Source organism: Corallococcus aberystwythensis (assembly GCF_003612165.1).
Lineage (GTDB): Bacteria > Myxococcota > Myxococcia > Myxococcales > Myxococcaceae > Corallococcus > Corallococcus aberystwythensis.
In genome coordinates this window covers 1-9391 of the sequence record NZ_RAWK01000338.1, presented here as the reverse complement: position 1 = coordinate 9391, position 9391 = coordinate 1, and the positions used below count along the sequence as shown (strand labels likewise).

5 protein-coding genes are annotated in these 9391 nt (G+C 71.4%); 1 reads left to right on the top strand and 4 read right to left on the bottom strand.

Annotated features, from left to right (window positions below; translation table 11 throughout):
• Nucleotides 1-151: 151 nt before the first annotated feature.
• On the bottom strand, nucleotides 152-2188 hold the full coding sequence (locus D7W81_RS36545) for a S9 family peptidase (protein ID WP_208721596.1): 2037 nt from the start codon (nucleotides 2186-2188) through the stop codon (nucleotides 152-154).
• Nucleotides 2189-2484: 296 nt separating this feature from the next.
• Here D7W81_RS36545 and D7W81_RS36540 point away from each other — a divergent pair, with 296 nt between their 5' ends.
• Nucleotides 2485-3972, top strand: a complete 1488-nt coding sequence (locus D7W81_RS36540; protein ID WP_158621765.1) for a DUF4397 domain-containing protein — start codon at nucleotides 2485-2487, stop codon at nucleotides 3970-3972.
• Nucleotides 3973-3974: 2 nt separating this feature from the next.
• Here the strand turns inward: D7W81_RS36540 and D7W81_RS36535 are convergent, their stop codons facing one another.
• The 3 genes from D7W81_RS36535 to D7W81_RS36525 form a co-directional block, all read right to left on the bottom strand.
• Nucleotides 3975-4646 carry a hypothetical protein gene (locus D7W81_RS36535; RefSeq protein ID WP_120559999.1) on the bottom strand — a complete coding sequence of 224 codons (672 nt, stop codon included), beginning with the start codon at nucleotides 4644-4646 and terminating at the stop codon, nucleotides 3975-3977.
• A gap of 175 nt (nucleotides 4647-4821) precedes the next feature.
• Nucleotides 4822-8388: an ABC transporter permease/M1 family aminopeptidase gene (locus D7W81_RS36530; protein WP_120559998.1), complete on the bottom strand. Its 3567-nt coding sequence runs from the start codon at nucleotides 8386-8388 to the stop codon at nucleotides 4822-4824.
• Nucleotides 8385-9308 (bottom strand): ABC transporter ATP-binding protein, encoded by a 924-nt coding sequence (locus D7W81_RS36525; RefSeq protein ID WP_120559997.1) that lies wholly within the window; start codon nucleotides 9306-9308, stop codon nucleotides 8385-8387. Before D7W81_RS36525 ends, D7W81_RS36530 begins: the two co-directional genes overlap by 4 nt.
• Nucleotides 9309-9391: the final 83 nt, after the last annotated feature.

Below are 9391 nucleotides of genomic sequence, written 5' to 3'. Positions count from 1 at the left end.
CCCCCGCGAGCACCGCCAATAACCCCACACCCCGACGCAATGACTGGCTGTTGCGCTTCATGGATAGGACTCTCCTCGCTGACATGGACAATGTGTAACGTCCCCGGGCCGCCGCCATACCGGCGGCGGCCGAATCCCTCCGAAGCGCGGGCTACTTTCCGCCCGCTGCCCCGCTCCCCTGCCCTGCGGACGGTCCCAGCAGGTGCTTCTCGAAGAACATCAGCGCGGTCGTCTGGGCCATGTCCCGGTTCGTCTTCTTCTGGAACCCGTGGCCCTCGTCCGTGGCCAGCAGGTACCAGACATCCGAGCTCTTCTTGCGCACCGCCTGGACGATCTGCTCCGCCTCCGACTGCGGCACGCGCGGGTCATTGGCCCCCTGCTGCACGAAGAGCGCCGCGCGGATCTTGTCCACCGAGCCCAGCGGGGAAATGCGCTCCTGCACCTTGCGCACCGCCGGGTCGCGCTCGTCGCCGTACTCCGCGCGGCGCAGGTCCCTCCGGTACGCCTGCGTGTTCTGCAGGAACGACGGCAGGGATGAGATGCCCACCACGTCCACCGCCGCCTTGATGCGCTCCGGGAAGAACGCCACCGTCGCCAGCGTCATGTAGCCGCCGTAGGAGCCGCCGTAGATGCCCACCCGCGCCGCGTCCAGCTCCGGCCGCGACGCGACGAAGTCCAGCGTGGCCCCGATGTCCGCCAGGCTCGCCTCGCGCTTCACGCCGTCATCCATGGCGCGGTACGCCTTGCCGTACCCTTCCGAGCCGCGCACGTTGGGCAGCAGCACCGCCAGCCCCAGCTCCGTCGCCATCAGCTGCGTCTGCGCGCTGAAGATGGGCTGGCTCTGCCCCTCCGGGCCGCCGTGGAACATCACCACCACCGGCACCTTCTTCCCCTTCGCGTTCCTGGGCAGGTACAGGAACGCGGGCACCTTCACGCCGTCCGTGGACGGGTAGCGCACCAGCTCCGGCTCCACGAACGTCTCCGGATCCAACCCGCCCACTTCGGAGCGCGTCCAGCGCGTGGTCTTCTTCGTGCCCAGCTCCACCGTGAAGACGTCCAGCGGCACGCGCGCCGACGTCAGCGAGAACGCCAGCCGGTCCGACCGCTTCGCCGGGAAGCGGATCTGCGAAAGCACCCCGCGCGGCGTCTCCACCGGCGACAGCGCCTGCGTGCGCGTGTCCAGCAGGTACAGCCGGCCGTAGCCCTCCTCGTTGACGGTCACCGCCAGCTTGCGCCCGTCCGGGGACAGCTCCAGGTGGTCCACGTTCCAGCGCACCGACTTCGTCAGCGACGGCGGCGCCGCCGGGGGCGCGCCCGTGAGCGGCAGCCGGTACACCTCCGCGAAGTCGCTGTAGCGGTCCGTGGCCACGTACACGCCCTGCCCGTCGTGCGTGAAGACGGCGGCCTCCACGCTGCCCTTGCCCTCCTTGGGCGTGAGCTGCGTGCGCGCGCTCGTCTTCACATCCACCACGCTCAGGTCGGCGTCGTCCGCCGCGCGGAACTGGCGCACCAGCAGCTTGGAGCCGTCATCGGAGAACTCCAGCGGCGCCCAGCTGCCCTCCACCTCCGTCACCCGCTTCGCCTGCTTCGGATCCGCCGTGGGCGCCACGTACACGTCCGTGTCCTTGCCGTTGCGCCCCGTGCCCGCGTACGCGATCCACTTCCCGTCCTGCGACACCACCAGCTCTTCATGCCGGCTCTTGCCGTCCGTCAGCAGCTCGGAACGGCCCGTGCGCCGGTCCAGCTTGAGCACCTGGAAGAACTCTCCGCCGCCCGTGTCCTGGAGGTAGAAGACCACCTGCGGATTGCCCGGCAGGAAGCGCGCCCGGTTGATGGGCTCCTTCGTGAAGGTGAGCTGCGTGCGCGCGCCCAGCGGCGTCTCCACCACGTGCAGCTGGTTGACGTCCGCGAAGCGCGTGGAGATGAGGATCTGTTGTCCATCCCCGCTCACGTCCAGCAGCTGCGCGGAGCGGGACTCCAGGTACTGCTGCACGCGCTGGGAGAGCGCGGGCGGCACGGGCGGCACGCCGCTCACCCACAGGTTGGGCAGGCCGGGCAGCGGGGCGATGCCGGGGACGGCGGACGGAGACTTCGCGGTGGCCGGCGCGGGGGGTGTCTTTGACGGGGCCGGCGCGGGCGTCTGCGCCACGAGCAGGGACACGATGAGCGGAAGGGACGCGAGGGTCATGGTGCCGCCGACCCTACCAGCGCCGTTGCCCGCGCGATGACGTGTGTTGAACAGGGGATGGCCCCGGTGCCCGTTCGATGCCGCGCCGCGGCGGCCGGATGATCGCACCCGCCGTCCGCGTGAAGGCCTCCGCGCCCGTGATGCCCGGGACTTGCGACGTGCATTGGTGCACACCGTCGGAGGCGGACAGTGGCCCTTGCGTGGGGGTTCGCCCGCGTGAAGGTGATGCCCACCCTTACCCCTGTCGACATCGGTGCCGAGCCGCGTCCGCGGTCCGCCGAGGAGGAGACTTCGACATGGCCTGGATGCGGGGGAAGACACTGCTGGTCGTCGCGCTCACGTCGCTGGGGGTATTCGCGCCCGCGTGCGGAGGCGGGTCGGCGGAGGACTCCGGCACGCCTCCCACCCAGGACGGCCCGGTGCTCGTGCCGCCCACGCAGGCGCAGCTGCGCATCGTGCAGGCCGCGCCGGGTGCGCCCGCGATGGACGTCTACCTCGCCGGCGACGCCACGCCCGTGGCCCGCGCCGTCGCCTATGGCGCGACCACGCCCTACCTCACGCGCGAAGCGGGCGCCGTCACCGTGGAGCTGCGGCCCGTGGGCGCGGCGGCGTCCTCCCCTCCTGTCCTGTCCCAGCGGGTGGGCATGGAGGCAGGGACGCGCTGGACGGTGGTGACCGCGGGCGCGTTCTCCGCCACGGCCTCCGACGCGGCGATGCGCACGCTGCTCTTGCGTGACAACACCGTGCCCGCGGACGGAGGCCAGACGCGCGTGCGCCTGGTCAACGCCGGCACGGATGCGCCCACGGTGGACGTGGACCTGGGCAATGACGGCTCCGTGGAGGTGGAGTCCCTCGCGCGCTTCCAGGACTCTGGAGAAGAGCCACAGGTGCTGCCCTCGGGCGCCGCGTTCCAGGTGGGCCTTCGCGCGGAGGGCCGGGCGCTGACGTCCTTCACCGTACCCGCGGCCGGCTCCGGCACCGACACGCTCATCGTCGCCACCGGTCTCATGTCCGCACCCGCTCGCGCGGGCGAAGGATTCTCGCTGCTCACCGCGGGCCGCGACGGCACGCTGGCCATCCTCCGGCAGAACCCGACGGTGTACGTGCTGCACGCGTCGCCGGACGCACCCGCGCTGGACCTCTTCGCCAGCGACCATGAGCTTTCCGGCGGCCTCGCGTATGGCGCGCTGTCCTCGCCGCTCCAGGTGCCGCCGGGCGCGTACACGCTGGACTTCTTCGCCGCCGCGCCTGGGACGGAGCGCCCCACGAGCGCACCGGTGGTAACGGCCACCACGCCCACGCTCGTCCCCGGTGAGCGCTACCTGATGGTCGCCGCGGGCTACCTCGCGCCGCCCCGGCCGACGGCGTCTGCCTTCACGCTGCTGCCCCTCACGGACCGCTTCGCGAGCGACCCTTCCAACCTGCGCCTGCGCTGGGTGCACGCCGCCTCGGACACGCCCACCGTGGACGTGGGCCCGCTGGGCTCGGAGCGCCGCGTGCTGCCGGACGCGCCCTTCCTCGGTGTGCCCTTCGCCTCCGCCACGGCGCAGGACGGGCTGCCGCTGCCTTCCGGTGGCACCGTCACGCTGGGCGTGGTGCCGTCCGACGACGCCAACCGCGCGCCGCGCACGAGCTTCTCCGTGACGCCCCAGCCCGACACGCGCGTCTTCGCCGTGGCCACCGACACGCCCGGCTCCGCGCCCGGCAGCTGGAACCTCCAGCTCTTGTGGGTGGACACCACCCGCACGCCTTGGACCGTGAGCACGCAGTCGCATGTGCCCTGACGTCAGAAGGCCCAGCCCACGTTGAGCAGGATGCGCTGGGTGAACAGCCACGTCGACTGGTGGATGCGCACCAGGCCCGACTCTCCCGTCGGGCCCAGGCGCACGGAGTCGTAGGCGATCCCGTTCCGGCGGGCCCCGACTCCCACGCCGCCCTGCACCGTGAAGCCGGACTCCAGCACCATGCTGTACCCCAGGACCGCCGTCCCCCCCACGGACCAGAGCGTGTCCGCGTCCGTGTCATTGATGAACTGCGCGTCCGGGATGTCTCCCACCGCCGAGTTGGAGCTCCGCCCCACCCCCACTTCCAGGCGCGGTGCCAGCCACAGTCCCTGGGGTGCCCGGCCCGTCAGGTAGAAGCGCACCGAAGGTGCCAGGCCGAGCTCATAGGACGTGCTGTCGAAACCCTCCAGCCCGCTGGGCTCCGGCACCCGGAACCGCGACTGGACGCGGTTGAAGGCCGCGAACACGCCCAACCCCACGGAGAAGCGCTCCCCCATCACGTGCTCCCCTTCGAGTGCCACCTGGGTGCTCTGGCTCTGGAGGGGGACGGACACCGTCACCACGTTGCGCCGCTCCACCGGGAACGACCCCGTGGTGACGCCCTCCTCCGCGAACGCCACCGCCGACACCAGCACCAGCGACACACCCAGCTTCCACTGCGTCGTCGAAACCATGTGATGAACCCCCGTCATGAAGCCGGCCCCCCAAGGGCCGTCATGCGGAGGACACCCATCGCAATTGATGTGCCAGCCCGCTCGCAGAGGGAGCGGCACGCTGGGGACGTCCGACATCGTGACAGCGTGTCCCCGGCGCGCGGAGACGCGCGTGTCAGCGTGTCATGTCATCGCGTCACGGCGGCGTGAGCGCGGCCTGGGCCTGCTCGCGGCGCAGCTGGAGCACGCGCACGTCGGGGTCCACCACCAGCCGCTCCGGCGCGAGCTCCGTGCGCAGCGTCACCTGCACGGCCTCACCCGCGCCGGGCTCCACGCGCGTCACGGCCAACGCGGCGGACTCGCCGGCCTTCGTCACGCCCACCACCACCGGCATGCGGCCCGTGCCCACGTTCGTCACCGTCGCCGTCGTCACCCACTGGCCGCCTTCCTTCGTCACGCTCGCGCCGGTGACGCGGTATTCGGGCACCACGACCTCGAAGAAGGCCTGCCGGGTGAAGCGGTCGAAGCGCTCTTGCGACGGCGCGAACGGGCGCAGGACCGCGAGGAGGTCCTGAAGCACCGGGTGGTCTGCGTTGTTCATGTACCTCTGGAGGAAGGCCTGGAGCCCCGCGTGCATCGCGTCGCGGCCCATGAGCTCCTCCAGCATCCAGAACGTCCAGCCGCCCTTCTCGTAGAGGACCACCGTGTCGCCCTCGCGCGAGTCGTCCAGCTTCACCAGCGGCTGCTCCGCGTCCACGCGCCGGTCCTTGCCGTAGCGCTCCTCCATGCGCTTCGCGGTCTGCCTGCGCGCCTCCTCCCCATCCAGCTGTTCAATCAGCTTCAGCGCGGAGTAGTGCGACAGCCCCTCCGACAGCACGTTGCCGCCGGGCCCCTTGCCGGGGATGAGCAGGTTGCCCCACCACTGGTGCGCGGCCTCGTGCCCGGTGACGAGCAGCACCGCGTTGGACTCCGGCGTGGTGCGCGTGAGGAACCCGATGGACTCCGAGAAGGTGATGTCCGTGGGGAAGCCCTGCGCGTAGTTGTCCAGGCCGGCGAACTCCGACAGCTTCAGCTCGGCCCACGGGAATGGATGGAACCACTCCGAGTAGGAACGGCGCGCCGCCTCCAGCCCGCGCATCATCTCCGGCACGTTGTAGCCGTGCGCCGGATCGTGGAACACCACCGTGCCCGCGCCCTCCACGCGGGTCCACCGGCCCGCGATGACGTTGAAGAAGCTCACCGGGTAGTCGCTCCGCCATACGGTGGTGCGCCGGCCGTCCTTCACCGTGTCGCTCTCCCGCACGCCCACGGAGTTGAGCGTGTAGGCCTCCGGGCCGCTCACGCGGATGCGGAAGGGGAACGGCATGTTGCTGCCCCACGCGGACTCCGTGGGCCCTTCGTAGAAGTCGTCCGTGTACACGCGCGGCTCGTACTTGTTCTCCTTCGGGTCGATGCCGCGCTCCTCCTCATAGCCCACCACCGGCGCGAACGTGGGCGTCTCGCTGGTGAGTACGACGCCGGACGGGAGGATGAACTCCTTGAACGTGCCGCCCTCGCGGGACACGCCATCAGGCACGTGGCCCGCGTACTGGAAGCCCACCGTCACCTTCGCCCCGGGCGCGAGCGGCGCGGGAGGCGTGAAGACATACAACCCGGCGCGGTCCTCCGGCGTCACGTCCTGGCCGTCCAGCGTCCAGCGCACGTCCGTCCAGCCATCGCCGCCACTCAAGGCGAAGCGCGGCAGCGCCACGGCGTGCCGGTTGAGCAGCGTGTACGTGCCCTTCATGCGGAAGGCGCTTGCCTCCGGCTCCAGGTCCACGTCCAGGTCCACGTCCGCCAGCATGGGCTGCGGCGCGTCCTTCCACGTCGCCAGGTTCTTCTGCCAGTACTCCTTCGCGCGCTTCTTCGCCGCCGCGCCCTGGTGGCCCTGCCCCACCAGGATGCCCAGCCACACCAGCGCCACCGCCGGCACCGCGAGGTACGGCGCAAGCCGCCACAGCCCGCGCGCGAGGCCCGAGGGCCTCAGTCCCTCCAGCGTCGTCACCGAGTCGCGGACGCGGCGGCCATCCAGGTGCACCGCCAGCGCGGTGAAGAAGACAGCGCCTCCCAGCGCGGCCACGCGGTTGAGCACCAGCGCGGCGCGGTCCACCTGGAAGGCCCCCAGGTCGGTCCACCGCACCGCGTCCCACAGCGGCCAGTTCGTCACCCAGGTGAGGTCCCCGCGCACGGCGAGGTAGCCGGTGAGGCCCAGCGCGCACAGGGCCAGCGCATAGGTGCCGAAGCGGCCTCCCGTCACCGCCCTCGCGGCCAGGATGAAGCCCGTCCACACCAGGAACGTGGGGAACAGCAACAGCCCCCACACCAGCACGTACGGCGTCAGCGACAGCGGCACCGTCCCTTGCGACACCTGCACCAGCGTGCCCGCGAGCGCCATGGCCGCGAGCAGCGCCACCGCCACCAGGCTGTTCGCCAGCGCCTTGCCCAGCAGCACCGACAGCGTGCGCACCGGCGTCGCGTCGTGGATGGGCGCGAAGCCGGAGGCCTGCTCGCGCTCCAGCGACTCCACCACGTAGAACATCAACAACAGACACACGAGCACCGATGCCTGCCCCATCGTGTGCACCGCGAAGCGCCCGGGCACCAGGAAGAGGCCCGTGTCGAAGGGGCCCACCGCCGTGGCGCCCTGGGACACCATCTGCAACATGAGCAGCGGCAGGAACAGGTAGAGCCCCGGCTGCGACAACAGGCCCCGCCCCTCCGCGCGCGTCACCGTCCACAGCCCCGTCCAGAAGCCCGGCGGGCGCACGCCCATGCGCAGCGCGGACAGCGGCGCCTCCGCGTGCGACAGCGCCACCTGCTTCGGAGGCGCGTCCAGGGTCGCGCCCTTGCGTGGAGCCTTCGTGCGCACCTCGCCCCGGAGCGCGCGGCGGAAGTGGCGCTCGCTCCAGGCCACCGCGCCCAGGCCCAGGGTCATGAGCACGAAGCGGCTGGTGACGAAGAGGGCGTCCAGCCCCACGGGCTGCGTGTTGTAGAAGTCCACGCCCCGGTCCACCTTGATCCACGTCTCCGTGAGCCACCGGAAGCCGCCCGGGTCCAGCGCCATGAGGAACCGGTTCACGCGCGGATCCAACCAGCCGGGGGACCAGTCCCAGAGAAAGAAGGCGCAGAGGAAGAACAGGCCCACCGGCAGGAAGTACACCGGCACCGCGCGCCGCGTGCGCTCGCCCGTGGCGAAGGCCGCGCCCGCCATGAAGACGATGAGCGGCAGGCCGAACCACACCGCGGCGCCCACGTAGTTCCCCCACGCGAAGGGGCCCCGGAACTCCGCGTCCGCGCCCGCCGGCACGACGTGGTGGAAGAAGACGAGCAGCCCCATCATCCACGCGAGCGCCAGCACGTACGCGCCCAGCACGCCCGCGAACTTGCCCCACACGTACTCCGCGGACGTCAGCGGCGTGGTGTGCAGGATGGGCTGCACCCGGGCCTCGTCGTCGGAGATGACGGACATGCCCGCGCCCACCGACACGAAGAACATGAACAGCATGAAGGTGAGCAGCAGCACCGTCTGCGCGACGGCGAAGGCGCTGGTGATCCACGCCTTCTTGCCGCCCACCTCCGTGCTGCCCGCGTCGATGGTGACGTTGCCGGAAGACACGCCCCACACCACGAACACCAGCAGCACGAGCAGCACCCAGAACAGCGGACGCCGGGTCTGGTGGCGCCACTCCGTGCGCGCCACGCGCAGCAGCCGGGACGCGTTCATGCGCCCACCGCCGGGGCGGGCTCCCGGGCCGTGGGCGCCGTGGGCTCCGGCGCGTCCTTCATCAGGAGGAGATAGGCGTCCTCCAGCGTGGGCGGCGTGCGCTCGAAGCCAGGGGGCACGGGGGTGCCCGGGGCCGCGTGGATGCGCACGCGGTTGCGGCCCTCGAAGAGCACGGCCTGGGTGACGCGGTGGGACTGCTGGAAGGCGGCCATGTCGGCCGGGGGGACGGTGCCCTCGAAGAGCGCGTCGTGGAGGGCGGACTTCGCCTCGCTGGGGCTGGTGATGGCCATCACGCGGCCGTGGCGGATGACGGCGAAGCGCGGGCAGAGCATGGCCACGTCCTCCACGATGTGCGTGGACAGGAGCACCGTGCGCTCGTGGGCCACCTCCGCGAGCAGCCGGTAGAAGCGCTGGCGCTCCTCGGGGTCCAGGCCCGCGGTGGGCTCGTCCACGATGAGGAGCTTCGGGTCGCCGGCCAGGGCCTGCGCGATGCCCAGCCGCTGCCGCATGCCGCCGGAATACTCCTTCACCTTGCGCTTCGCGGCGAAGGTGAGGTTCACGCGCTCCAGCAGCTGGGCGCACAGGGCCTTCAAGCCCTGCGGCGCGGTGACGCCCTTGAGCTCCAGCAGGTAGCGCAGCATGTCCTGGCCGGAGAGGTACGGGTAGAAGCCGATCTCCTGCGGCAGGTAGCCCAGGTGCGGGCGCAGCGCCGCCGGGTGACGCACGAGGTCCAGGCCGTCGAGCGTCACCTCTCCGGAGGTGGGCTCCAGCAGGCCGGAGAGGATCTTCATCAGGGTGGACTTGCCCGCGCCGTTGGGCCCGAGCAGGCCGAACATCCCCTTGGGGACGTCCAGGTCCACGCCACGAAGGGCCGTCACCGGGCCCGGATACACCTTCACCAGGTTGCGCAGGCTGAGCATGTGGCCCGTTCTACGCCGAAGCGGGGGGCCCATTTCCAGCCTCCCCCCGGAAGGAGGCCCCCAGCGGCCGGGCGGGCGGGGCC